This window comes from Scytonema sp. NUACC21 (assembly GCF_054684315.1).
The window spans coordinates 18,990-42,630 of record NZ_BAAFZH010000047.1 but is presented as its reverse complement, the minus strand read 5'-3'; the positions used below and the strand labels follow the sequence as shown (position 1 = coordinate 42,630).

Genomic DNA, 23,641 nt, shown 5'->3' with positions numbered 1-23,641 from the left:
TTATGGCAGTGCGTCAAAATACTATCTGGGAAAGGTTTTTATCCCCTGTAGTGCGTCTTCTTATTGATGAACAGGGGTTACGGCGATATGCTGAAAGTGTTGATTGGGAAAAAGAAGGCGATCGCTATCGACGTGCTGATGTGACAATACCCACATACTACAGCAGTCAAAATTTTCACGGGATTGAGCGGGGCTATCTCAACCCCGGTGCAGCGGTTACCTACGACCCCATAACCCAATATGTTCTAGCACCTAACGAAACTCTTGTGCGTCAGGCGTTAATTGACGCCATTCAAGTAAAGCCGAGACGAATTCTTGACTTGGGTTGCGGGACGGGTTCCACAACCTTGATGTTAAAGCAAGCTTTCCCGGAAGCCGACGTAATTGGTTTGGATTTATCTCCTTACATGCTCGTTAGGGCTTCGCACAAAGCCCAAAGTGCTGATTTAGAAATTACCTGGCGACACGGTAATGCTGAGAATACACGTTTTCCTGATGCTTCTTTTGATTTGGTAACAGCTTCTTTGTTATTCTACGAAACACCTACAGCAGTATCTCAAGCAATTTTACGGGAATGCTTCCGTTTACTTGTGGCTGGGGGACAAGTGTTGATTTTGGATGGAAATCAGAAAACGATACGCCAATTGGATTGGCTGAACAACGTTTTTGAGGAGCCGTACATTCAGGAATATTCAGCCGGAAGCGTGGATGCATGGATGGGTGCTGCGGGATTTGAAGCGGTGCAAACTCAGGATGTATGGTGGATAAATCAGGTAACAAGTGGAGTTAAGCCCATTTCATCTCAGGAGACACCTTTTGAAAGAAATGTCATGCGATACACTCCTACACAGGTGGACGCCACAGTAGATAATGGAGATTTGCAAGGCTTTCCATCACCCGCTTTTGATACAGTTCCATGAGTTTAAAGGCAATTCTGTTTGACTTTAATGGTGTCATAATTAATGATGAGTCAATTCACGAGCAATTGACAGAGCAACTTTTGATTGAGGAAAACCTGACCTTAAAACCAGGTGAGTACCGCAAAGTTTGTTTGGGACGCAGCGATCGCACCTGCGTGAAGGAGTTGCTAGCCAGCCGAGGGCGAGTGGTGAGTGACACCTATCTCACTCAGTTACTCAACCGGAAAGCAGAAGGTTATGCGCTGGAAGTAGAAAAAATAGAAAAACTGCCTTTATACCCTGGGTTAGATGACTTAATCTTTCAGGCGCGTTCTCGCAACCTGAAGTTAGGGATAGTGAGTGGTGCTATCCGTAAAGAAATCGACCTAGTACTGAATCGCGCCAAACTCGCAGAACATTTTAAAGTCATTGTAGCGGGCGATGACATTACCACCAGTAAACCAGAACCAGATGGTTATTTGCTGGCAGTACAACGCCTCAACCAGGAATATCCCGATTTAGATGTTCTCCCACAGGAGTGCTTGGCAATTGAAGATACCTTTGCTGGTATACGAGCAGCGAAACAAGCAGGTATACAGGTGGTTGGGGTAGCCCACACCTACCCGTTCCACATGCTTCAGCGCCAAGCTAACTGGACGGTAGATTATCTGAGCGATTTGGAACTGGAACGAGTTCAGGAACTTTACTCGCAAAAAAATGGTTAATTTGCTGTTGGTAGTGTTATTATAAATGATTATTTGGATTTAAGATAGGTTTTTGACCCCTTGTCTTAATCCAAAAATCAAATTAGGGGAATTAGCTCAGTTGGTAGAGTGCTGCGATCGCACCGCAGAGGCCACCGGTTCGAACCCGGTATTCTCCATAGTCCTAGGCTCGTAGTAGCGCTGAGAGCCCATGCACCGCAACTACTAAGCAGTAACGGTAATTACACACCTTGGTAAGGTGCTAAGGCTAAAGTTTTCGTTCCTTCAGCAACAAGAAAGCGATCGCAAACGTTAAACAGTTCTGCCTCTGTCTGGGTTTGTCGCATCAGCCGCAGGAAATGCCCTTGGGCATCAACACTTAAGGCAATATAGTTGAGGAACATTTTAAGGTAGCCTACACGCGCTCGCTCTGGTATGTTTGGTGCTTCAGGGGTTTGCCATAAACGCTCAATGTAGTTGCGTACCTCTACTAACCGAACAGGTGCGATCGGCTCTCCTCGCAAAGCTTGCCGAATTTGATTAAAAATCCAAGGATTCCCAATCGCCCACCGTCCCACCATCACACCCGCCGCCCCCGTTTGAGAAAGCACTTCTTGGGCTTTTGTCGCTGAGTAGATATTACCATTGGCAAGCACTGGACAATTGAGCCGCCTGACCGCTTCAGCAATCAAATCATATTTCACTGACCCGTGGTACATATCTTTGACTGTGCGACCGTGCAAACTTAGTAAATCAATGCTGTGGCGATTGATTATATCTAGAATCGAGTAAAAAGTATCTGTGTTGTCAAAGCCTATACGCATCTTGACAGTCAAGGGGCGATCGTTGACTGCTTGTCGCAGTTCCCCTAAAATCCGATCCACTTTTTCTGGAAAGAGCAGCAATCCACCCCCAACTTGCTTGCGATAGATTCTCGGTGCCGGACAGCCCATATTCAAGTCAACTCCCGCAATATTATAGCCACAGAGTTCCCGTGCTGTTCTTACTAAGTCGGGAACGCTTTCGCCAATCATTTGTGCAAAAACGGGGCGACCTGTGTCATTTTCGGTGATTGCTGCCAGAATGCGATGACTGAGCCGTGAGGTCTCATTGACGCGGAAATATTCCGTGAAGAAGTAGTCAGGACTGCCGTAGGTGTTCCTGCGTCCGGATTTCTCAATCATTGAGCAGAATCTCTTGAGCGCACCGATCGCCAAGCGCGTTGTTGAGATTATTGCTGCCCACGGTCTTGATGTCTGGATTTACAGCGATCGCGAGTGGTTTGTGAACGAGCGGCACGGTCCCCACGTTGACCGTGAAGAATGGACGGTCAAGCTCGCGCCAACAGTCGTACCTTCTTTTGATAATTTACTTGACAACGTAGCAAAGATTGTCGGCGTTAGCGATGACTTAGAGGCAGTGGCGCGGTGTGAAGTTGACACCCAGAGGGAGTTTAGAGAACAGGTCTGCTGCGAGGCAGGTGCGAGTTCGGGTGGAGGGGAACAGGTTTCTGCCGCTCGCTCCCAGCCCTATTACCTGGATGTCACGCACCCACGCGCTAACAAAGGGTTTGTGGTCGAGCGGCTTTCACAAATGCTAGCAATTCCCACTCACGAGATTGCGACTATCGGGGATATGGCCAACGATGTGCCAATGTTCAAGACCAGCGGACTTAGCATCGCGATGGGTAACGCCAACCAAGAGGTGCAGCGTGCTGCCAAATACGTGACGACCTCCAACGAAGAGGAAGGCTTTGCCAATGCAGTGGAACGCTATATTTTGGGCAGCCGAAGTTCGGCTTACACCCCAAACGAACTTTATCAGATGGGAGAAGCAAGATGAACAAACACGTGCAAGAAATCCTAAGTTGGTATGGCAGCGACAATCCAGGAACGCTCACCAACCTGTCCCGACTGCTCAACCACGGTAAGCTTGCAGGCACTGGCAAGCTGGTAATCCTGCCAGTGGATCAAGGCTTTGAACATGGGCCCGCCCGTAGTTTTGGTCCCAATCCAGCTGCTTACGATCCCCGGTATCACTTTGAGCTAGCAATTGAGGCTGGTTGTAATGCTTATGCTGCCCCCTTAGGTTTTCTAGAGGCAGGGGCGCGGGAGTTTGCTGGTGAGATCCCCTTGATCCTCAAAGTTAACGACCACGATGTCCTCCTCGATGAACAAGACCCGAATCAAGCTCTAACTGGCAGCGTAGCAGATGCCCTACGCTTGGGGTGCGTGGGCATTGGCTTTACTATCTACCCTGGCTCAGCCCATCGGATGGAAATGTATCAGCAGATCCGGGCTTACGCGGAAGAAGCCAAACGCTTTGGGCTAGTGGTAATTATCTGGGCTTACGCTCGTGGATCTGGTATAAGCAAACAGGGCGAAACCGCGATCGATGTCATCGGTTATTCCGCACAGATTGCCGCCCAACTTGGAGCTCATATCATTAAGGTCAAGCTGCCGACCGCACACATTGAGCAAGAGGCGGCACGCAAAGTTTACGAAAAAGAGCAAATTCCAGTTGGGACGCTGACCGAGCGGGTGCGTCATGTGGTGCAGTGTACTTTCAATGGGCGGCGCGTTGTCATCTTCTCTGGTGGTCCAACCGAAAGCGATGAAACAATACTTGATGAGATCCGCTCAATCCATTATGGTGGTGGGTTTGGCTCAATTATCGGTCGCAACTCGTTTCAGCGCCGCAAGTCCGATGCGTTGCAGTTGTTCAACGCCATCATGGATATTTACGGAGAAATTATTTAGTCTCTCACACCCATGATAAGGACGGGTCATGTTATCAGTAAAGTTTGACATCCAAGTTGTTGCGAACGCTGAAGAGATTAGCTTCAAAGCTGCAGAGGAATTTGTCCATCGGGCTCAAGAAGCGATACAAGCACGAGGGATTTTTACTATCGCTCTGGCTGGCGGCTCGACGCCCAAAAGTCTTTACACGTTACTGGCTAGCGATACCGCATCCTTTCGGGAACGGGTACCCTGGAACAAGGTTCACTTTTTCTGGGGTGACGAGCGCCATGTTCCACCTGACCATCCCGATAGCAACTACCGCATGGTGAAAGAGCGGCTGTTATCTCAAGTTCCTGTTCTACCGGAAAACGTACACCGGATCTTGACCGAGAATCCAGATCCTGGTACTGCGGCAAACAAATATGAGCAAGTATTACAGGATATATTTGCTCTGCGCCAGGGACAACTACCACGCTTTGACTTGGTGCTTTTAGGAATGGGACCAGATGGACATACCGCCTCCCTTTTTCCAGGAACCAATGCAATACACGAACACATACATCTTGTCGCCGCTCCCTGGGTAGAAAAGCAAAACACCTACAGAGTTACCCTGACACCACCAGTACTGAATAATGCCTTATACACGATCTTTTTAGTTAGCGGCGCGGAAAAAGCCGAAACCTTACGAGCAGTCTTAGAGGACGACCCTGACCCCGACCGCTTCCCCGCTCAGATTATCCGTCCAAAACAAGGGAGACTGCTATGGTTGGTAGACCGGGCAGCAGCTCGTCTTTTACGGCTTGAGCAGGAGAGATAAACCATGTCCATAAAAAGCACTGTCCACTCTGGACAGATCCACTGGTCTGAATACGGTGCAGAACTTCTTGGAACTGGTTTTAATATTTTTGTTGGGCTGAGTGCGGTTGTCTTTAATTTTGGTAAGGGGTTGCCGATGCAGGCTCTCATACCCAACGAAAGTATACGTTTGTTAATTACAGGGCTGTGCTTTGCTGGAAGTGGATCTCTCTTTGCGATTTCCCCACTGGGTAAATTGAGTGGTGCTCACCTCAATCCTTCCTTATCCTTGGCATTCTGGGTGCAAGGCAAGATGCATCAACACGATTTGCTCGGATACATTATTGCACAATTCCTTGGTGCAATTATTGCTGCTCAGCTGGTAGTGATGGTGTGGGGAGGTTATGCTGCCAGCGTTAGGAATGGTATGACCTTGCCTGGAGATGGTTACTCACTCTGGTACGTCTTTCTTGCTGAAGTTACCATTACCTTTCTGCTGGTGCTGTCTATCTTTATCTTCTTAAGTCATCATCAACTCATGCGCTGGACACCACTGATGGTGTGTCTTCTAGTGGCAACCATGGTCTGCTTGGAATCACCTATCTCTGGCACCAGTCTAAATCCCGCACGTAGCATTGGACCGGCTTTAGTCACACCCTATTGGAAAGATCAGTGGCTTTACTGCATTGCTTCACCACTGGGAGCAATGGTTGCTGTAGTCGCCTTTCGACTCCTTGCTATGGGTAAAATCGAGCTGTTGACAGCTAAACTTTTTCACGTTCCTCATTACCTTTGCATTTTCAAAAATGTCAAAGTACCGCATCGTCAGAGGTAGTCTATTTAACTCTAGGCAACGAGCGATCGCCTGCAGAACTTTACTTCCCTGGGATTTATCTATGCAAGGTTGTCCAAAGTTTAATGCCCCAAGTGTGAAGTGGGCGGCGCATGGAAAACTCGTTTTCTCCCTCTCTTGTCAACGTCACCTTTAAACCAAATTCAGGAGATTCAAAATGATAAACGTATTGATAGTGTATGCAACAGATTATGGTAATACACGGAAGATGGCTGAGACGGTTGCGTCAGGAGCCGCGTCAGTTCCCGATACTCAAGTTTCTATTAAGTTAGCAGAAGATGTCACAACAGAAGATTTAATTGCCAGTGACGCAGTTATTGTTGGAACACCTGTTCACATGGGGAGCTCCGATTGGCGCGTCAAAAAATTTATCGATACAGTGTGCAGCCGCCTTTGGATGAAAGATGCCATGGTTGGCAAAGTTGGTGCTGTGTTCGCTACCGGCAGTGGTTATGGAAACGCTGGAGGTGGATGTGAACTCACGATGCTGGCTCTGTTAACTAACTTTGCCGAACTGGGCATGGTGGCAGTGCCTCTTCCCAAAAATACCCCAGGTTACCACTTGGCAGGAATTCAGTGGGGACCATACGCACGTTCCGCTGGGGAAAAGATGGAGCAAACGGGCGTGACGGACGAAAGACTTGAAGCGGCAAGGCATCACGGTGCAAATGTCTCTAGAGTTGCTTCAGTTCTTAAAGGTCACGATTTGTTTGTCAAGCCAACTCCAGTTTTAGCTTAAACTCAACAGAATCCAAGAGGATGTTACTGGAATAAACAACCTAGAGTGTTGAAGACAGAAGGAAGATTGTAGATGTACACTAGCAATTCCAATCTACAATCTTCTTTTCCTAAAAGTCTCAACAGACATCACACTATTTTAAACGGAGAACACCATTGAAACTTGAAAATAAGGTAGCTTTAGTAACAGGCAGCAGCCAGGGAATTGGTCAAGCCATTGCAGCGCGTCTTGCTCAAGAAGGCGCGGACATTGTAATTGACTATCGCAGCCATCGGGAAGGGGCTGAGGAAACAAGAGCTAAAGTAGAGGCCGCCGGACGCTCTGGCTTTGTTGTGAAGGCAGACTTAGGTCTAGTGAGCGAAGTTCGCCATTTGATTGAATCTAGCATCCAACATTTTGGTAGACTAGACATCTTGGTGAATAATGCTGGCATTGAAAAGCACGCTGATTTTTGGTCGGTATCAGAAGCAGATTATGACGCAGTGCTTAATGTCAACCTAAAGGGTGTGTTTTTTGTAACTCAAGCCTTCGTTCAGCACCTAATTGGAACCAATCGGACGGGAAAGATTATTAATATTAGCTCAGTGCATGAAGAACTCCCGTTCCCACACTTTACTTCTTACTGTGCCAGCAAAGGAGGTGTCAAAATGATGACGCGCAACCTGGCTGTTGAGCTGGGACCTTTTGGAATCACGATTAACTCCGTCGCACCAGGAGCAATTGAGACCCCCATTAACACTAAGCTTTTGAACGACCCAGAGAAACTGAGTGCTTTACTCAAAAATATCCCTTTGGGTCGCTTGGGCAAGCCGCAAGATGTAGCTTCCGTAGTTGCTTTTTTAGCGTCCTCTGATGCTGACTATATAACAGGTACAACATTCTTTGTGGATGGTGGACTGTTGTGGAACTATCAGGAGCAGTGAGTGAAAATTAGACACTAGCTGGAAAGAAAACGATGACTCAAGAAGAAGCAAGATTGGCAGCCGATCGCGATCGCATAGGATACTGGAAGCGGTGGGGTCCTTATTTAAGTGAACGGCAGTGGGGAATCAGGTGAAAGTGCGCGGCTTCCGCATTGAATTAGCCGAAATTGAGTCAATCTTGAGCCAACACCCAACCGTAGAACAAGCCGTTGTTATTGCCAAAGAGATTGCAGGGGACAAGCGCTTAGTTGCTTATCTGCTAGGTCAGAGTGAAGCAACACCAGTCGTGAGTGAATTGCGCTCTTTCCTCAAACAGCAACTGCCCGACTATATGGTGCCATCTTATTTTGTGGTGCTTGATGCCTTTCCACTCACACCCAATGGTAAAGTTGACCGCAAAGCCCTGCCCACTCCCGACCAAACCCGAATAGAAGCCCAAGCATACGTTGCACCGCGAAACGAGGTGGAGCGAATTCTCACCCATGTCTGGCAAGAGGTGCTGAATCTGGAAAGAGTTGGTGTGAACGACAACTTTTTTGAACTCGGCGGTCATTCACTTCTGATAGTCCAAGTTCACAGCAAACTCAATCAAAAGTTACTCGGAAACATTAACAAAGAAATTTCAGTAGTTGATTTATTTAAATATCCAACTATAAGTACTTTAGCGCAATATCTCGGACAGGATGTGGATGTGGCGGCACCTGCAAGGCAGAAAATCAATAACCGCGCCAGCAAGCAAATAGAAGCTCTGAAACGACAACCACTGACGAAACAAAGGAAGAAGAACAATGGATAACTGGGAAACACACTCTGGAATGGATGCGATAGCGATCGTTGGCATTACTGGTCGTTTTCCAGGAGCCAAGAACGTTGATGAGTTTTGGCAGAATCTGCGCGACGGTGTTGAGTCCATTTCATTTTTTACTGATGAGGAATTAGAGGCTGCAGGCATAGACCGGGCATTACTGAATCACCAAAACTATGTCAAAGCAAATGGTTTGTTAGAAGACGTAGAAATGTTTGATGCCTCATTCTTCGGGTTTACACCCAGAGAAGCAGAAGTTATGGACCCCCAACACCGCCTGTTTCTAGAGTGTGCTTGGGAGGTTTTGGAAAATGCTGGTTATGACCCTGAAACATATGACGGTCAGATTGGTGTTTATGCGGGTGCCGGTCTAAATAGTTACCTACTCTATAACCTCATCTCAAACCGCGATAAAATCGAATCCATAGGCACTTATCAAGTTTTCATCAGCAATGATAAAGATTTTGTGCCTACGCGAGTTTCCTACAAGCTCAACCTCACAGGGCCTAGCGTTAACGTCAGCACTGCTTGCTCTACCTCATTAGTGGCCGTGCAAATGGGATGCCAGAGCTTGCTGAATTACCAGTGTGATATGGTATTAGCTGGTGGAGTTTCAGTTGGCATAACACAAAAAACAGGCTATTTGTATCAAGAAGGCATGATACTGTCTCCGGATGGGCACTGCCGAGCCTTTGATGCCCGCTCTCAGGGAACTATTGGTGGCAACGGTGTGGGAATTGTGCTTCTCAAGCGCCTATCAGATGCCCTTGCTGATGGAGACAACATCCATGCCGTCATCAGGGGAATGGCTATCAACAACGACGGTTCATTAAAAGTTGGTTATACCGCCCCCAGTGTGGAAGGTCAAGCCGCCGTGATATCGGAGGCTCAGGCTATAGCAGGGATTGAAGCAGAAACAATTACCTACGTAGAAGCCCACGGAACCGGAACAGTTTTGGGAGACCCGATTGAAATCGCCGCCCTGACACAAGCTTTTAGTGGCACAACTCAAAAGAAGGGTTTCTGTGCCATCGGTTCGGTGAAAACAAATATTGGACATTTAGATACAGCTGCTGGTGTAGCCGGTCTGATTAAGACAGTTATGGCACTTAAACACAAGCAGATACCACCAAGCCTGCATTTTGAAAAGCCCAATCCCAAGATTGATTTTGCCAATAGCCCTTTTTTCGTCAATACGACTCTACGCGAATGGACAACTGACGGAACTAAGCGTCGGGCTGGGGTCAGTTCTTTCGGTATCGGGGGCACTAATGTCCACGTCATCCTAGAAGAAGCCCCTACTCTTGAGTCTTCTGGAGAATCCAGACCTTGGCAGTTGTTGGTTCTTTCAGCCAAAACCGACTCCGCACTCGATCGCGCAACTGTCAATTTAGCCGAACACCTAAAAGAGCATCCCCAACTTAACCTTGCTGATGTTGCCTACACCCAAAGCATTGGTCGCCGTGCCTTCGAGCATCGACGGATGCTGGTGTGTCAAGATATTAAAGAGGCGTCACTTGCACTCAATTCCCTAGATGCAAAACAAGTTTTTACAAGCTTTATAGAGCCTAAAGCCCGACCTGTGGTGTTTATGTTTTCGGGGCAGGGAGCGCAGTATGTTAATATGGGTAGAGAACTTTACCAGACCGAGCCGACATTTCGCGAGATTGTAGATACTTGCTCGGAACTCCTCAAGCCTCACTTGGGATTAGACCTGCGCGATGTGCTGTTCCCAACGGAAGCACTCACCGAAGTTGCTACACAGCAAATCAGACGGACAGCGATCGCACAACCAGCACTCTTTGTCATAGAGTACGCCCTAGCCAAATTATGGATGGAATGGGGAGTGCATCCGATGGCAGCGATCGGTCATAGCATAGGTGAATACGTAGCCGCATGCTTGGCGGGTGTGTTCTCCTTAGAAGATGCCCTAGCCTTAGTTGCTGCACGGGGACACTTGATGCAACAACTACCTGCAGGGGCAATGCTTTCGGTTCCCCTACCAGAAAAGAAAGTGCAAGCTCTCTTGGGCAAAGAACTTTCCTTAGCTGCAGTTAACGGACCCAGCTTTTGCGTAGTTGCAGGTACCTTCGAGGCTGTGGAGGCACTAGAGTTGCAGTTAGCAGAACAGGGAGTAGAGTGCCGTCGCCTACATACCTCCCATGCCTTCCATTCAAAAATGATGGACCCCATACTGGAGTCCTTCACCGAACAGGTCAAAAAAGTCAGCTTAACACCCCCCCAAATTCCATACATATCCAACGTCACGGGGACTTGGATTACTGCCGCAGAAGCAACAAATCCAGAATATTGGGCAAAGCATCTACGCTCTACAGTACGCTTTGCCGAAGGTGTCCAACAGTTATTGAATGAATCAGAACAGATTTTGCTGGAGGTCGGTCCCGGACGCACATTGAGCACCTTAGTCAGACAGCATCCAAACAAAGCAGTCCACCAAGCCGTGTTTACTTCCTTACGCCATCCCCAAGACCGCCAATCGGATGTTGCTTTCTTGCTGACCGCATTAGGAAAGCTCTGGCTTGCGGGCGTACAGGTGGATTGGTCGGGATTTTATGCCCACGAGCAGCGCCATCGCCTCCCCTTGCCAACCTATCCTTTTGAGCGCCAGCACTACTGGATTGAACCCCGAAAACAAGCAGATGTTGTCAAGACCGATGTAGAAATGTTGTCTTCAACATCAATACCAGATAAAAAGCCAATTGCCGATTGGTTTTACATTCCTTCCTGGAAACGCTCTCCCCTTAGCACCCGTAAACCAGAAGAGAGACCAGTTCAGTCAAGTACACTCGTGTTTATTGATGAGTGCGGCTTGGGTGCTCAACTCGTGAGAAAACTCGAACTTCAGGGACAAAATGTCATTACAGTGAAGGTAGGGTCGGAGTTTCTAAAGTTGAGGGACGATGTATATACCTTAAATCCCAGGGAAGGGAATGACTACAGTGCCCTGCTTGATGAACTACGCAAAGATGTAAAGACCAGCCATGCTTGGTCTCTACAAACAATTGTTCATTTATGGAATGTCACGTCAAAGGGTGAAGCAGAATCGGGGCCCGAATCGATTGACAAAGCTCAAGATTTAGGATTTTACAGTCTGCTGTTTCTAGCACAAGCCCTCGGGCAACAGACTGTGAACGATAAGCTGCAAATTGCGGTTGTTTCCAACAATATGCAGGAAGTCACGGGCGTTGAGGTGCTGTGCCCGGAGAAAGCAACTCTACTAGGCCCGGTCAAGGTGATAGCGCAAGAATACCCAAACATAAGCTGTAGCAGTATTGATGTTGCAATTCCTCCACAAGGAAGTTGGCAAGAGGAAAAACTGATAAATCAGTTGCTGGACGAGCTACAAACTCAATTCTCTGACCGGGTTATTGCTTATCGCGGTTCTCATCGTTGGGTACAAACTTTTGAGCCAGTTCGGTTAGATAAGCCTGAGGAAGCGACACCAGGGTTAAGGAAAGGAGGAGTCTATCTGATTACAGGTGGACTTGGGGGAATTGGGCTTGTGCTGGCGGAATATTTGGCGAAAACAGCACAAGCCAAACTCATCCTCATCGGACGTTCGGCTTTGCCCCCCAGAGAGGAGTGGAAACAATGGCTTGATAGTCATGAAGTTGGGGATAGCGTTAGTCTAAGAATTCGGAAAGTTCGGGAACTGGAAGAACTGGGTGCTGAAGTTTTGGCGATCGCAGCAGATGTCAGCAACCTCCAACAAATGCAAGAAGCTATTGCTAAGGCAGAGGCGCGATTTGGTCGGATTCATGGAGTGCTTCATGCCGCAGGGGTTCCAGGAGGCGGCGCAATTCTGGGCAAAACTCGAGATAGTGTAGAGAAAATCCTCGCGCCTAAAGTGAAAGGCACGTTAGTCCTCGATTCTATTTTTAAAAATACTCCCCTAGATTTCTTTGTTCTCACATCATCAATTACTGCAATCATCGGAGGATTTGGTCAGGTAGACTATACTAGTGCAAATGCCTTTCTTGACGCCTTTGCTCACTACAAGAATTCCCAAGGTAACACCTTCACCCTATGTACAAACTGGGATACCTGGCAAGAAGTAGGCATGGCAGTCAACGTATCGCTACCCGACGTACTCCAGAAATTGCGATCGCAGATGCTGAAGCTGGCAATATTGCCCTCTGAGGGTGTAGATGCCTTTAGCCGCATTTTAGGAAGTCAATTGTCCCAAGTTGTGATATGTCCCAGAGATTTACACCTCCGGGAAGCTTGGGAAAATACTCCAAAAGATTTCTTGGAACCATCAGAGAATACAATCTCATCAAGACCATCCCATCCAAGACCCGAACTCAGTAATGCCATCTGCCTTAATGATAAATCTTTACCCGGACCTGATATCAGACCCTCCCCCTTATAAGGGGAGGGCTAGGGAGGGGTAGGAATAATTCGTAATGAAAAATTCATGAATTACGAATTGGAGCAAAGCGGCTTGACCATAGCTTTTTTAATATTCCACAAACATGAGATTTTGATAAGAAAGAAACAATGGGAAATAACATTAACATCGGTGTCATTGGCTACGGTTACTGGGGACCTAATTTAGTCAGAAATTTCATGGAAATTCCAGGAACCGAAGTTAGGACAGTCAGTGATTTTCAACCAGAATTACTGGCAAAAGTACAATCTCGCTATCCAACCATCCAAGTGACAACAGATTGTCGAGATATATTTGCTGACTCAAAGATTGACGCTGTTGCGATCGCCACACCAGTGACCACCCATTTTGACTTAGCCTTAGCGGCATTGCAAGCGGGTAAACACGTCCTCGTTGAAAAACCCATGACAGTATCATCCGAACAGGCAATGAGGTTGATTGATGAAGCCGAAAAGCGTAACCTGGTTCTGATGGTAGATCATACCTTTGTTTACACGGGTGCTGTACGCAAAATGAGGGAGCTCATTGCTGCCAAGACCATAGGTAATATTTATTACTATGATTCAGTACGTGTGAATTTAGGTCTATTTCAGCATGATGTCAATGTTATTTGGGATTTGGCAGTACACGACCTTTCAATTATGGATTACCTGTTAGCACAGCAACCATACGCTGTTTCTGCCACAGGTATAAATCACGTTCCAGGGGAGCCGGAAAACATAGCATACTTAACATTGTTCTTTGAAAATAACTTAATTGCACATTTCCATGTCAATTGGCTAGCACCAGTGAAAGTACGCCGTACACTGATTGGCGGTAGTCAAAGAATGATTGTTTATGATGACTTAGAACCAAGCGAAAAGGTCAAAGTTTACGACAAGGGAATTACAGTCAATAGCAAGAATACCGAAAGTTTATATCAGATGCTGATTGGTTACCGTGCTGGAGATATGTGGTCGCCTCATTTAGATATGACAGAAGCACTGCGAACAGAAGGATTGCACTTCCTTGATTGTATTCGCAAAAACGAACATCCCATCACAGATGGAGAAGCGGGACTGCGAGTAGTCAGAATTCTTGAAGCTGCTACACAATCTTTGAAAAGACAGGGTCGGTTAGTTGAACTAGATTTAGCGAGGGTCGCAGCATGATTCCATTTGTCGATTTAAAAGCTCAATACAACAGCATCAAAGATGAAATCAACGCTGCTGTCCTAAAAGTACTGGAAAGTACTCAATTTGTTTTAGGAGATGAAGTAACAGCGCTTGAGAAAGAGTTTGCAGCGTACAGTAGAGCGGAATACGGTATTGCTGTTAACACAGGTACGAGTGCATTACACTTAGCATTGTTAGCTGCAGGCGTTGGTCCTGGGGATGAAGTGATTACTGTCCCTTTTACCTTTGTCGCCACAGTGGCAGCAATTTGTTACACTGGTGCCACACCTGTTTTTGTAGATATCAATCCTGTTTCCTACACAATAGATCCCACACAGCTTGAAAAAGCAATCACCGAGAAAACCAAAGCCATTTTGCCCGTGCATTTGTACGGACAACCTGCAGACATGGAGCCGATTGTGGAAATTGCTCGGCGTTATGGTTTGACTGTCATAGAAGATGCTGCACAAGCTCATGGGGCTGAGTATCATGGGCGTCGGGTTGGTAGCCTGGGTGACATAGCGTGTTTTAGCTTTTACCCTGGTAAGAACTTAGGGGCTTATGGTGAGGGAGGTATGGTCGTCACCAGTAATCCTGAATATGCCCGTACTATGCGGATGCTACGTGATTGGGGTCAAGAACGCAGATATCATCACGTCCTGAAGGGCTATAACTACCGCATGGATGGTATCCAAGGGGCGATTTTGCGGGTCAAGTTAAGTTACTTAGATGCTTGGACCAACGCACGTAGAAGCCATGCTGCTCTCTACGACCAATTATTGACCGATTCAGGCGTGCAAACTCCTACTGTCATGCCCTACAGCCATCACGTTTACCATGTCTACGCCATTAGGTCATTGCAACGGGATGTACTGCAACAAAAGTTACAGGAACAGGGGATTCAAACAGGGATTCACTATCCAATTCCAGTACACTTGCAAGAAGCTTACTCAGATTTAGGCTACAAACCCGGTGATTTTCCAAACTCTGAATTAGCAGCGCGGGAAGTCCTTTCACTACCCATGTACGCCGAACTCACAACAGCAAACATTCATTCAATTGCTGAAACTCTTAGCGTTCTTCAGGGAGTGAAAGTTTAATGTACGATACCCGTCCTGGTTTAAATCCCCACCGCCTAGTCACTTTAATGCAACAGGCAATTCAGCGTTGCAATTTACAACTTCAGAATTTAACCGTACTGACAGAAGCGGCAACTGGAGCTTATGCAGTGACGCCAGTACTGGCGGCGCTAGCAGGAGCAACAAAGGTGTTTGCCATAACCCGCAATAGCCGTTATGGTACTGTAGAGGAGGTGCAAAGACAAATACAGCAAATAGCTGAAATTGCACGGGTAAGTGAGCGGATCGAATTTATCACCGATAAATCACGAGATGTCGTAGCTCAAGCTGATATCATTACCAATAGCGGTCACGTGCGTCCTATCAATGCAGAAACGATCGCTTGGATGAAGCCAAATGCGGTTATTGGGTTAATGTATGAAGCATGGGAGTTTAGACCAGAAGACGTGGATCTCATCGCCTGTCGCCTAAACGATATTCAAGTCGTAGGAGTCAATGAACGACATCCAGCAGTGGATGTGTTCTCCTTTTTAGGAATAATGGCGGTTAAGCTCTTACTAGATGCAGGCATTGCCGTTTACACAAGCAATATTTTGCTGTTGTGCGATAACCCTTTTAGTTCATTCATTGAACGTGGTTTAGTCAGTGCTGGTGCTAGTGTAGACACTATCGACTGTTTGGCAGCCGCACCCACAGATAAAACCTATGATGCTATCCTAGTTGCTCTTCAACCGCGCCTCGAACCAGTCTTATCTGCACAAGATGCAGCTACCATCGCCAAGTATTGGCAAGGGGCTTTAGTTGCTCAGTATTGGGGTGACATAAAAAGATCTGCATTTTTATCGCATAACATACCTGTATGCCCGGAAGTAGAACCCAAGCCAGGACATATGGGTATTCTGCCATCAGCAGTGGGACCCGAACCAATAGTCCGTCTGCAAACAGGAGGATTGAAAGCCGCTGAAGTCGTATGGCGGCAATCTTCCAACGACGCAGAAATGAAATTTGCTCAACTGTTGTAAACGGAGATGGGGAATGGCTAATGTCCTTTTAATTGGAATGGGTATCACCACCTTAAGCGCTTTGGAATCTTTGGTTTCCCATTGCAACGTTCGGGGTGTTGTGAGAAATGTAGACCCTGAGTCCAATGGAGATGACCCAGTGGTTAATTTTGCTCAAAAAGCAGGTATTCCCATATTTTCAGATATCTCACAAGGAGCAATTAAATCACTGGTATTAAAGTTGCAGCCAGAATGTGTCGTGGTGTCCTCCTATAACCAAATTCTGCCACCAGGACTGATTGAACTGTCTGTATTTATCAATGTCCATTATTCTCCTTTACCTCAATATCGCGGTCGTGCCAATGTCAATTGGGCGATCGTCAATGATGAATCTCATGCAGCGATAACCATTCATCAAATTGCACCGGAACTGGATGCAGGGAATATCTTATTTCAACAACTGATTCCCATTCGCTTTGATGCTACTGTCGCGGATTTATACGAGCAATTAAATGAAATTCAACGCCAACATTTGGGAGAGACGGTTATTAAGCTATTGCATGGTTATGAAGGAGTCGTGCAAAATAACGCTGAAGCTACCTACTGTTGTACTCGCCTTCCTGAGGATAGTGAGATTGATTGGTCGGCATCCACTAGAAGCATAGACTGCTTCATTCGCGCATTAGTGTCTCCTTTTCCTGGTGCTTACACTTACCTTCAGGGTAAAAAATTGTTTGTGTGGCAAGCTAAGCCCTTAAATAATCCCCCTTCCTACGTAGGACGCATACCAGGTAGAATCATCGGCAGATCGAAAACAGAAGGTTATGTTGATGTTCTCACGGGTGATGGTGTTTTGAGAATTTTTGAGGTTCAATTTGAAGGGGAAGAAAGGACAGCAGCAGCAAATATCATCAAGTCTGTTAAAAGTACTTTGGGCTTAAGGGCATCTCACCTACTAGGACGCATTCAAACTCTGGAACAGGAAATCATTAGGTTAAAAGAATATGCAAAATAAACGAGTTTTGATTACAGGCGGAGCAGGTTTGGTTGGTTCCCACATCGCAGATCTGCTGGTTAAAGAAGGCTCTTCTGAGATTATTATCTTGGATAACTTCACACGGGGACGGCGTGAAAACCTTGCTTGGGCACAACGGCACGGGCATTTGGTGCTTGTTGAAGGTGACATTCGCGATCGCGAACTGTTAGCTGATGTCATGCAACGCGTAGATATCGTCTTTCATCAAGCAGCTATCCGCATTACTCAATGTGCGGAAGAACCGCGTCTGGCATTAGAAGTTTTGGCAGATGGGACTTTCAATGTCCTGGAAGCAGCGGTTAATGCAGGGGTAAAAAAGGTAGTGGCAGCTTCCTCCGCCTCCATTTACGGCATGGCAGAAGATTTTCCCACTACTGAGTCACACCATCCCTATAACAACCGTACCCTCTACGGTGCAGCCAAGACGTTTAATGAGGGTTTGTTACGCAGTTTCTATGATATGTACGGCTTAGACTATGTAGGATTGCGTTACTTCAACGTCTACGGTCCGCGCATGGATATTTACGGTGTATACACCGAAGTGCTGATTCGCTGGATGGATCGCATCGCCGCAGGGCAGCCACCATTGATTTTTGGTGATGGCAAGCAGACAATGGATTTTGTCTATATTGAAGATATTGCCAGAGCCAACATTTTAGCTGCTAAAGGGTTAGGAGGGGTAAAAACCGCGTGCAGCTTCACAGAAAATTGGTATTAATCTTCTTAAAGAATATTCTTTTCCAGAGAGTTTATAGCTATTTGCTGTAGCAGCAAGCGATTAACTTTACCTTGCGAATTGCGAGGCAAACTGTCCACTCCAATCCAATATTTAGGAACTTTAAATTTGCTCAATTTATCTTTTAACAATGTTTTAAGTGTTAATGGAGAAAGATTTGGCATTTTAGGTATATAAATTGCTGTTACTGCTTGTCCCCAAACTTTATCTGGTACCCCAATTACACAGATATCTGTCACCATTTGAGTTTCTCTAATAGCTGATTCAACTTCTAAAGGATAAACATTTTCACCACCTGTAATAATTTTGTCACTGTCACGACCAGAAACGTGTAAATATCCTTGTTCATCAAAAAAACCCAAATCATCTACTTGTAGGTACTCTTGATTTACCCTAATTTTAGGATAATAACCAAGAGACAAAGATTGAGAATAAATTCTGATATTTCCTATTTGATTAACATTTGAACTTATCCCTTTTTCATTATAAATACTAACTTGAACATGAGGTAGAATTCGAGTACAGCCATCTTTTCCGCTAAGAAAATCATCGGGTTTGAGAGTAGCAATTTGGGATGCTGTTTCTGTCATGCCATAGGTAGGAGCCAAGCGAATTTTATGATATCTTGCTTGTTCTAAAAGCTCATTCCAAGCTGGCGCACCACCTAAAAGCACGGTTGAAAATTGGGATAGCCATTCAGTTAATTCTGGATTTTTTAGAAAACGTTGTAACTGTGTTGGTACTAAAGATATAAAGAATTCCGAAGGATTAATATTATAGATTTGACCAGCTTCCAATTCTTTAAAAGAGAGAATGACTAGATTACCAAACGTAGTAAAGGAACGTATGAATTGCATTAAACCGCTAACATGATACAGCGGCAAGACACAAAACGAGTGAACTCGATCTATTTGAAAATATTCTTTAAATCCCCGTACTGATGCCATCAAAGTTTCCCAAGTATGGATGGCAAACTTAATCTTTCCTGACGAACCACCTGTAGGAACCATGATGAGTGGAAAATTTGAGAGTGAGGAGGGGAGCAAAAGAGTTTTCTTCTTGTCTTCCTTGTCTGGGACGATCCCCGTGTTCTCTTCCCCTATCCCCCAAATAATATCCGGGGTTCCCAAATCAAAAACCTGTTGCCATTCTGGTTTTGCCCAAGTGGGGTTACAAAGAAAAACTTGGCAACGGGCTGCAGAAGCTGCGATAAAACTAGCTAGAAATCTTACTGGTTCGTCTTCAGCTAAAAAAATCTTTGGTGGTGTTTCTTTGTGGGAAAACTCCATTAACTCCAAATACCGTTGTTCGGCTATTTGGGTAAATAGATGATTGCGATCGCAAATCAGCCAGTCATGAGGTAGGGCAAATGCCCGGTCTATAAGGTTTTCTAAAATTTTTACCATAAGTTCTCAGCTAGTTTTTCTCCTTATGTGAAATAATTGACTCCAAAACCTACTGCCCTATTGTGTCGTGACAATTCGGTAGCAAGTTGCAGGGAAGCCTTTCTGCCAATTGAGGTTTCAAACACAGAAGAAAACACAGCATCAATTTCATACTGTTGACAAAATTGCCGCAGACGATATGGGGAACCAACTATTCCCGGCTTAATGACAAAAATCCCTCGCCAGCCTTTTTGGTAGCAAGCAGTAAGTTGGTTAAGTGTAGCAACGGATTCATCTAAAGCTATGGCAGTGCTATAGCAGTAGCTGAGATTCAACATTGCATCAAACTGGTCTACAGACAGTGGCTGTTCGATAAATTCAATTTCTAAAGGGAACTCATTGTTCGTCTTGATATGGTCACAAGTCCAAAGCCATAAGTTAGCCGCTTCATAACTCAATCCGCCGTTTGCGTCTAATCTAAGTTTAGTAGAGGCTGGTAAGGCTTGAGCCAGTGCTTTAAAAATTTTGAGTTCTTCAGCAATAGGATAAACCGCTATTTTCCATTTAAAAGTCCTATATCCCTGTTCCCAGAGTGTGCGCCATACCAAAAGCGCCGCTTCGCCAGCTGGTAATAGGGCGCTGTAAGTGAGAAGCGGAGACGGGGAAAAGGAAAAATTTTCTTCCTTGTCTCCCCAGTCCCCATTACCTATTTCCCTAATTGCTGACTCAAAGCCAAATTGACAGGCGGGTAAGTTATCGGGAATAGAGAAAACTGTTCCATCGGTCAGTTCCTCAGATAACTGACGACAAAACAAGAGGGCTTGTTCTAGGGTTTCAGAACCAAACCAGCTAATGGGTGCAATTTCCCCCCACCCGACTCTACCCAAATCATCTGTGAGGCGAAGAATTATACCTTCTCGAATCTCCCAAATACCGTGACTTGTGACTAGCGATCGCACAAATCTCCTTCGGTAAGGACGAAACTGTAATCTATAGTTCATGATGTCAGAATCAAGGCAACTTGCAGGAGCATCCTTTGTCCTTGCCACTACAAGCCATCTTGCAACCAAAGTGTCCCTACTAAAGCACAAATCCCAACCCAAACAGCAAGCAAGCCCAAAAATGAACTGCTACGGCAATGAACTTACAATTGCTGACTCTTTCCGGCTGGTTGTGGTTGGTTAGAACATGGTGACATAACTTTTTAGCAAAGGGTAAACTTGCCCAACTGAGTAACGTCCAGATGGGGAAAGTGCCCCAAAGTACAAAGAAGAAGACGATAGCATAAATGCTGCCCGTAAACCAACGTAGAAGCTCGGCACTTTTTCGCGTACCCAAGCGGACAATGGGAGAACGCTTACCTGCTGCCATGTCATCTTTGACTTGGTGGAAGTGGGAACAGAACAAAATTAAACTCGTAGCAATCCCGACCACTATCGAAGCTGCCAAACTGCTCCACGACCAGCTAGCGGTTTGACTGTAGTATGCTGCTGAGACAGCCAACGGACCAAAGGCAAAAAAGCAAATGATTTCTCCCAAACCCTGATATCCTAGACGAAAGGGAGGTCCTTGATACATATAGCCCAGGGCACAGCACAGCAAAATTATTCCTATCACCGTCAAATCCTGTTGCCACCAAGCTATTGCTAATATTCCTAGCAAACCCAGACCTAAAAACAAATTTCCCAACCAGAATATTAGGAGTTTATTACTAGTTAAGTTCACCAAAGAATGGTGTTTGTTTTTATCAATCCCTGTTTCTGAATCAAAGACATCATTACTGAGATTTTCCCAAGCCAGGATACAAATTGCAGCAGCTAAAAAGGTAGAAAAAACTGCTCCATGAAAAGTCTTAGTTTCAGCAAAAGCAACAGCCGTTCCAACCCAGATGGGCATAATAGCAACGCTGTACATTGGCGGTTTTAGTGCCGCCATCCATAGTTTAGTGTTGGGATAAGAAATCAGCTTTGTAGTCATCAGTCGTGATTCACTAAATGGTCAGCACTTTCTGATACAAAATATTCTATGGTTTACAAATACACCATATACAGGTAACACAATCAAAAGTTGCCAACTTTTCTCTCAATCTCAAATTACAGCAGAAACTGGACATTGCAGGCAAGTTTTTGCAAAACTACTTTGCAAGTCTAACTCTGGATAAAAGGGACTATTTGTGTTACCTGTAGAAATACGACCATAATTTGTGACTCTTTTGGAAGATAACTTCAAAAAAATTTACTATTTTTAGATCATGACAGTTTCACAATGTCGCGCTGACTTTTTTGTATACAATAAGGAGTTATATCGCTTTCTTTGGGCTGTTCAGCAAAATTGCCTAAAAAAGGATTGCACACAAATTGCTAGTGTTTCAATAGAGATTGACGCAGTCGATCCTCTAGTTGTGCTTGATAAACTAGCTGAACCTCACCAAATTAGTTTTTATTGGGAGAATAAGGGAAAAAAAGAAGCGATCGCTGCTATTGATACTGTAGCCAAGTTAGAGATAACAGGCAAAAAACGCTTCATCAAAGCAGAAAATTTTATCAAAGATTGTCTAAAAAAAACAATTTGTTTCTCTAAAATTAACCAAGGGTTTTCAGACCCGCAATTCTTATGTAGTTTCCGTTTCTTTGAGGAAGATAGCAAAGTAGATTACCCATTTCCATCTGCTACTATTTTTCTTCCTAGGTGGCAAGTAGCTGTGAAAAACGAGTGTTGTACATTAGTTGCTAATATAACTGTTAACGCCACTACGGATATCCAAAAAATATTGCAGATTTTGTGGAGCAAGATTGAAACTATAAATTCATTGCAATATGAAATTCTTAGTTTAAATGGTAACCACAAAAAATTCAATCAAAAATATGTAGCTAATCCAGAGGAATTTAAGTATTCCGTATCAGCCGCATTGGAAAAAATTAATTCCAAGGCTTTAAGTAAAGTTGTTTTAGCAGATGCACTTGATGTTAAATCAACCAGCCGATTTAACTTATTGCAATCCTTAAATAATTTACGGCAGTTACACCCTAATTGTTATGTCTTTTCCATAAGCAATGGGAAGGGACAGCACTTTATAGGAGCTAGCCCAGAGCGTTTAATTAGCATTGAAAAAAAACAATTAGTCACGGATGCTTTGGCGGGTTCTGCACCACGAGGGAAAACACCATTTGAAGATGCTGCTAACGCCAGTCGCTTGCTCAACAGTGAAAAAGAAAGGCGCGAGCATTCTTTAGTCATTCATTTCATTACACAACGTTTGTCTCGACTGGGTTTACTACCACAAGTGTTACGACCTCGCTTGCGTCAATTAACCAACATTCAACATTTATGGACTCCGATAAGCGCAATTGTTCCCCCTGACGTGCATCCCTTAAAAATAGTCGCCCAACTGCATCCAACACCAGCAGTAGCAGGTGCTGCCAGAAATATTGCTTGTCGTGAAATTCGCCGTTTTGAGAACTTTGAAAGGGGTTTGTATGCTGCGCCGTTAGGTTGGGTGGACTCTGAAGGCAACTGCGAGTTTATTGTTGGAATTCGTTCCGCACTCATAGATGGCAGTCATTAGTCCTTTGTCATTCGTCATTAGTTCTTTGTAATAGCTATTGACAAATCACAAATGACACTGGACAAATGACACCAAACAATTGACAAAAGTCAACTTAGATGTCAACTCAATTTATTTACCTTCATGGCTTTGCATCAAGCCCTCATTCTGCCAAAGCACGATACCTTCTCGATCGCTTTTCACAAGCCCAGATCGCTCTCCAAATTCCCGATCTAAATGCAGGTGATTTTTCCCACTTGACAATAACCCGCCAATTAGCTCAAATCTCGTCAGTATTTGTTGACAATTCTACTCCCGTCACTCTTATTGGCTCAAGTTTAGGTGGTTTGACAGCCGCGCATCTCGGACAAAAACATTCACAGGTACAACGCCTTGTCCTATTAGCACCTGCTTTTGGGTTTTTATCGCATTGGTTACCTAAGTTAGGCTTAGAAACCCTCAAGCAATGGAAACAAGAAAAATATCTGATGGTACATCACTATGGTGAAGGACGCGCTCTTCCTTTTTGTTATGACTTCGTTCCAGATGCCAAGAATTACAAAGAGGAAGTTTTGCAAACCCCTATCCCTACTCTCATCTTGCATGGAAAACACGATGAAGTCATTCCCATTCAAGCCAGTCGCGACTTTGCTATCCAACGTCCTTGGGTAGAACTAGTGGAACTCGATAGCGACCACAGCCTCAGTAATGTTTTGGTAGAGATTTGGCAAGCAATTCGGGTCTTTTGCCATCTACCCTGAAACTTGTATAATTGTTAATCTTCTCATAAACTCATGCTTTGAAATGTAGGGTGTTACCCTACACACAAAATATGC

Annotated in this window: 21 protein-coding genes and 1 tRNA gene; 18 read left to right on the top strand and 4 right to left on the bottom strand. The window is 45.3% G+C overall.

The window, feature by feature from the left end; all coding sequences use genetic code 11:
* Positions 1 to 2: 2 nt before the first annotated feature.
* The 3 genes from ACYRY3_RS06035 to ACYRY3_RS06025 all read left to right on the top strand — a co-directional run bounded on the left by ACYRY3_RS06035 (position 3) and on the right by ACYRY3_RS06025 (position 1,782).
* Positions 3 to 920 carry a methyltransferase domain-containing protein gene (locus tag ACYRY3_RS06035; protein ID WP_460200812.1) on the top strand — a complete coding sequence of 306 codons (918 nt, stop codon included), beginning with the start codon at positions 3 to 5 and terminating at the stop codon, positions 918 to 920.
* On the top strand, positions 917 to 1,624 hold the full coding sequence (locus ACYRY3_RS06030; protein ID WP_460200811.1) for an HAD family hydrolase: 708 nt from the start codon (positions 917 to 919) through the stop codon (positions 1,622 to 1,624). Before ACYRY3_RS06035 ends, ACYRY3_RS06030 begins: the two co-directional genes overlap by 4 nt.
* 85 nt (positions 1,625 to 1,709) lie before the next feature.
* Positions 1,710 to 1,782: transfer RNA gene (locus ACYRY3_RS06025), tRNA-Ala, on the top strand.
* Positions 1,783 to 1,845: 63 nt separating this feature from the next.
* Here ACYRY3_RS06025 and ACYRY3_RS06020 read toward each other — a convergent pair.
* A complete protein-coding gene (locus tag ACYRY3_RS06020) occupies positions 1,846 to 2,787 on the bottom strand; it encodes a tRNA dihydrouridine synthase (protein WP_460200810.1) in 942 nt (313 codons plus the stop codon).
* A gap of 13 nt (positions 2,788 to 2,800) precedes the next feature.
* Here ACYRY3_RS06020 and ACYRY3_RS06015 point away from each other — a divergent pair, with 13 nt between their 5' ends.
* The 13 genes from ACYRY3_RS06015 to ACYRY3_RS05955 all read left to right on the top strand — a co-directional run bounded on the left by ACYRY3_RS06015 (position 2,801) and on the right by ACYRY3_RS05955 (position 17,858).
* Entirely contained in the window at positions 2,801 to 3,445 is a 645-nt protein-coding gene (locus tag ACYRY3_RS06015; RefSeq protein WP_460200808.1) for an HAD hydrolase family protein, read from the top strand.
* On the top strand, positions 3,442 to 4,362 hold the full coding sequence (locus tag ACYRY3_RS06010; protein ID WP_460200807.1) for a class I fructose-bisphosphate aldolase: 921 nt from the start codon (positions 3,442 to 3,444) through the stop codon (positions 4,360 to 4,362). Before ACYRY3_RS06015 ends, ACYRY3_RS06010 begins: the two co-directional genes overlap by 4 nt.
* A gap of 28 nt (positions 4,363 to 4,390) precedes the next feature.
* A complete protein-coding gene (gene pgl, locus ACYRY3_RS06005; RefSeq protein ID WP_460200806.1) occupies positions 4,391 to 5,161 on the top strand; it encodes a 6-phosphogluconolactonase in 771 nt (256 codons plus the stop codon).
* A gap of 3 nt (positions 5,162 to 5,164) precedes the next feature.
* Positions 5,165 to 5,974: an MIP/aquaporin family protein gene (locus tag ACYRY3_RS06000; protein ID WP_460200805.1), complete on the top strand. Its 810-nt coding sequence runs from the start codon at positions 5,165 to 5,167 to the stop codon at positions 5,972 to 5,974.
* A 175-nt stretch (positions 5,975 to 6,149) separates the two neighbouring features.
* Positions 6,150 to 6,731, top strand: coding sequence for a flavodoxin domain-containing protein (locus tag ACYRY3_RS05995; RefSeq protein WP_460200804.1), 582 nt, complete (start codon positions 6,150 to 6,152; stop codon positions 6,729 to 6,731).
* Positions 6,732 to 6,886: 155 nt separating this feature from the next.
* Positions 6,887 to 7,654 carry a glucose 1-dehydrogenase gene (locus tag ACYRY3_RS05990; protein ID WP_460200803.1) on the top strand — a complete coding sequence of 256 codons (768 nt, stop codon included), beginning with the start codon at positions 6,887 to 6,889 and terminating at the stop codon, positions 7,652 to 7,654.
* Positions 7,655 to 7,784: 130 nt separating this feature from the next.
* On the top strand, positions 7,785 to 8,450 hold the full coding sequence (locus ACYRY3_RS05985; protein ID WP_460200802.1) for an AMP-binding enzyme: 666 nt from the start codon (positions 7,785 to 7,787) through the stop codon (positions 8,448 to 8,450).
* Complete coding sequence (locus ACYRY3_RS05980) at positions 8,443 to 12,852, top strand: type I polyketide synthase (protein WP_460200801.1); 4,410 nt, start codon at positions 8,443 to 8,445, stop codon at positions 12,850 to 12,852. The genes ACYRY3_RS05985 and ACYRY3_RS05980 overlap by 8 nt, the downstream gene beginning before the upstream one ends.
* Before the next feature lie 128 nt (positions 12,853 to 12,980).
* Positions 12,981 to 14,021: a Gfo/Idh/MocA family protein gene (locus tag ACYRY3_RS05975; RefSeq protein WP_460200800.1), complete on the top strand. Its 1,041-nt coding sequence runs from the start codon at positions 12,981 to 12,983 to the stop codon at positions 14,019 to 14,021.
* On the top strand, positions 14,018 to 15,124 hold the full coding sequence (locus ACYRY3_RS05970) for a DegT/DnrJ/EryC1/StrS family aminotransferase (protein WP_460200799.1): 1,107 nt from the start codon (positions 14,018 to 14,020) through the stop codon (positions 15,122 to 15,124). Before ACYRY3_RS05975 ends, ACYRY3_RS05970 begins: the two co-directional genes overlap by 4 nt.
* Positions 15,124 to 16,125 carry a hypothetical protein gene (locus ACYRY3_RS05965; protein ID WP_460200798.1) on the top strand — a complete coding sequence of 334 codons (1,002 nt, stop codon included), beginning with the start codon at positions 15,124 to 15,126 and terminating at the stop codon, positions 16,123 to 16,125. The genes ACYRY3_RS05970 and ACYRY3_RS05965 overlap by 1 nt, the downstream gene beginning before the upstream one ends.
* Before the next feature lie 13 nt (positions 16,126 to 16,138).
* Positions 16,139 to 17,119 (top strand): methionyl-tRNA formyltransferase, encoded by a 981-nt coding sequence (locus tag ACYRY3_RS05960; protein WP_460200797.1) that lies wholly within the window; start codon positions 16,139 to 16,141, stop codon positions 17,117 to 17,119.
* Positions 17,109 to 17,858, top strand: coding sequence for an SDR family NAD(P)-dependent oxidoreductase (locus tag ACYRY3_RS05955; protein WP_460200796.1), 750 nt, complete (start codon positions 17,109 to 17,111; stop codon positions 17,856 to 17,858). Before ACYRY3_RS05960 ends, ACYRY3_RS05955 begins: the two co-directional genes overlap by 11 nt.
* Positions 17,859 to 17,863: 5 nt before the next feature.
* On the opposite strand, the gene ACYRY3_RS05950 is transcribed toward ACYRY3_RS05955, so the two are convergent.
* The 3 genes from ACYRY3_RS05950 to menA all read right to left on the bottom strand — a co-directional run bounded on the left by ACYRY3_RS05950 (position 17,864) and on the right by menA (position 21,238).
* Positions 17,864 to 19,282, bottom strand: coding sequence for a 2-succinylbenzoate--CoA ligase (locus tag ACYRY3_RS05950; protein WP_460200795.1), 1,419 nt, complete (start codon positions 19,280 to 19,282; stop codon positions 17,864 to 17,866).
* Positions 19,283 to 19,305: 23 nt separating this feature from the next.
* Complete coding sequence (locus ACYRY3_RS05945) at positions 19,306 to 20,262, bottom strand: o-succinylbenzoate synthase (RefSeq protein WP_460200815.1); 957 nt, start codon at positions 20,260 to 20,262, stop codon at positions 19,306 to 19,308.
* 79 nt (positions 20,263 to 20,341) lie between these two features.
* Positions 20,342 to 21,238, bottom strand: a complete 897-nt coding sequence (gene menA, locus ACYRY3_RS05940; protein WP_460200794.1) for a 2-carboxy-1,4-naphthoquinone phytyltransferase — start codon at positions 21,236 to 21,238, stop codon at positions 20,342 to 20,344.
* A 274-nt stretch (positions 21,239 to 21,512) separates the two neighbouring features.
* Between menA and ACYRY3_RS05935 the strand changes: the two genes are divergently transcribed.
* Both ACYRY3_RS05935 and ACYRY3_RS05930 read left to right on the top strand, forming a co-directional pair.
* Positions 21,513 to 22,826, top strand: coding sequence for an isochorismate synthase (locus tag ACYRY3_RS05935; RefSeq protein ID WP_460200793.1), 1,314 nt, complete (start codon positions 21,513 to 21,515; stop codon positions 22,824 to 22,826).
* Between the two features lie 98 nt (positions 22,827 to 22,924).
* Positions 22,925 to 23,566 (top strand): YqiA/YcfP family alpha/beta fold hydrolase, encoded by a 642-nt coding sequence (locus ACYRY3_RS05930; protein ID WP_460200792.1) that lies wholly within the window; start codon positions 22,925 to 22,927, stop codon positions 23,564 to 23,566.
* The last annotated feature ends 75 nt before the right edge of the window (positions 23,567 to 23,641 follow it).